The 1,723-nt window shown below is 61.5% G+C and carries 1 protein-coding gene and 1 pseudogene; one reads left to right on the forward strand and one right to left on the reverse strand.

Annotated features, from left to right (window positions below; all coding sequences use genetic code 11):
• The coding region (locus tag VMR03_RS08510) for a nitronate monooxygenase (RefSeq protein ID WP_325404196.1) at positions 1 to 663 on the reverse strand (663 nt) is incomplete at its 3' end.
• A gap of 236 nt (positions 664 to 899) precedes the next feature.
• Here VMR03_RS08510 and VMR03_RS08515 point away from each other — a divergent pair.
• Positions 900 to 1,723: pseudogene (locus VMR03_RS08515) on the forward strand (cytochrome P450); the annotation flags it as partial.

The following is a 1,723-nucleotide window of genomic DNA, read 5'->3' on the forward strand; positions in this document are numbered from 1 at the left end:
GGAGGCCGCGACGATCGCCTTCTTCACGTTTTCATGAACGGGCGCTTCCTTCGTCGCGATGAAGCGCGTGCCCATGTTCATGCCTTCGGCGCCGAGCGCCAGCGCCGCGACGAGGCTGCGCGCATCGGCCATGCCGCCGGAGGCGACGAAGGGGATTTTCAGCTCCTCGGCCGCACGCGGCAGGAGGATCATATTCGGCACGTCGTCCTCGCCCGGATGACCGCCGCATTCGAAGCCGTCGACGCTGACCGCATCGCAACCGATCTTCTCGGCCTTCAGCGAGTGGCGCACCGACGTGCATTTATGAATGACCTTGACGCCGCCGGCCTTGAGCGCGGGCATGTATTGCTCGGGGCTGCGGCCGGCCGTTTCCACCGCCTTCACGCCACCCTGGATGATCGCGTCGATATATTCGGGATAGGGCGGATTGGCGAAGCCCGGCAGGAAGGTGAGGTTGACGCCGAATGGCTTGTCCGTCATGTCGCGGCATTTGGCGATTTCCTTCGCCAGCAGCTCCGGTGTCTGCTGCGTCAGGCCGGTGATGATGCCAAGGCCGCCGGCGTTCGAGACGGCCGAAGCCATTTCGGCGAGACCGACGAAATGCATGCCGCCCTGGATGATCGGATGCTGGATCCCGAAAAGCTCGGTGATACGCGTCTTCATTTTGTGTCCCTTGTCGTTTCCGTGGCGGCCTCTTTCGCGCGCCTCCCGTCTGTCTACCTTAAGTTCATTCTTTGAACTCTCAAAAAGTTTTGAATGCAGGGGATGTCGGACGCAGCGTCAGGGCCGCGTTTGCGCGGCACGGCGGCCACCGCCGATAAATCGGCTGGCCGCAAGGAACGGAGGCGCTAGTCTAGTGGAAAATCCGGTCACAGAACCGGGCTGTGGAGGAGGACATCATGAGCGTTGCGGAATCCGATGCGAGCTTTCCGGGATATAGCCGGGGGCGCATCGACGACGAGATCGTCAATCCCGAGCTTTTCGCCAATGAAGACGAGATCCATGCGCTGTTCACGAAGCTGCGCAAGGAAGACCCTGTCCGGCTGATGAAGCCGCGCGGCTTCCGGCCTTTCTGGTCGATCACCAAGCATGCCGACATTCTCGAAATCGAAAAGCAGAGCGACAAGTTCGTCAACCGGCTGCGGACCTATCTCTCGCCCATCGAGGGTGAGGAATGGGTGAAATCCGTCACCGGCGACACGCATCTTTTTCGCACGCTGGTCGATCTCGACGATCCCATTCACTATAAGCTGCGGAGCCTGACGCAGAGCTGGTTCATGCCGCCGAACCTCAAGAAGCTCGAGGGACGGATCGCCGGGCTCGCCAAGGATCACGTCGACCGCATGGAAGACCTCGGCAGCGAATGCGATTTCGTGAAGGAGGTCGCGCTCTGGTATCCGCTGCGCGTCATCATGCAGCTGCTCGGCGTGCCGAAGGAAGACGAGCCCTTCATGCTGAAGATGACGCAGGAGATATTCGGGCCCGGCGATCCGGATGTAACGGCCGTAACCGACCATAAAGGCGACGAAGACGCGATCGTCTTCAGCGGCGAACGCGGGCAGAGCGTCGATCTGGCGGCGACGGCAGCGGCGCTGTTCGACTATTTCGGAAAGATCACGGCCGACCGTCGCAAGAACCCGAAGGACGACGTCGCCAGCGTCATCGCCAACGGCATGATCGACGGCGCGCCCATCGGCGATCGCGAGGCGATGAGCTACTACAT

Source organism: Parvibaculum sp. (genome assembly GCF_035511255.1).
GTDB lineage: Bacteria > Pseudomonadota > Alphaproteobacteria > Parvibaculales > Parvibaculaceae > Parvibaculum.